Below are 245 nucleotides of genomic sequence, written 5' to 3' on the forward strand. Positions count from 1 at the left end.
CATCATCGATCATCAGCCATTGAGCAATTTCCGGCAATGTTTCCGAGATAGCGGAGGTTGTCAGCCCAAAGGATGCACCCGAATCCGAGAGCATGTGCTCAATTCGATCTGACGGATGTTTGGGATCGATCGGTAGGTAGGCCGCCCCCGACTTTGCAACCGCCCATACCGCGAGCACCATCTCATACGACCTAGAAAAAACCAGCGGCACGATCGATTCGGGACCAAATCCACGTCCGATGAGA

Annotated in this window: 1 protein-coding gene; it reads right to left on the minus strand. The window is 53.9% G+C overall.

Translation table 11 applies throughout. The features are described from left to right. The coding region (locus EW028_RS24840) for an AMP-binding protein (RefSeq protein ID WP_131522793.1) at positions 1-245 on the minus strand (245 nt) is incomplete at both ends.

This window comes from Lysinibacillus sp. OL1 (genome assembly GCF_004332175.1).
In the GTDB taxonomy this organism is placed as follows: Bacteria; Bacillota; Bacilli; order Bacillales_A; family Planococcaceae; genus Lysinibacillus; species Lysinibacillus capsici.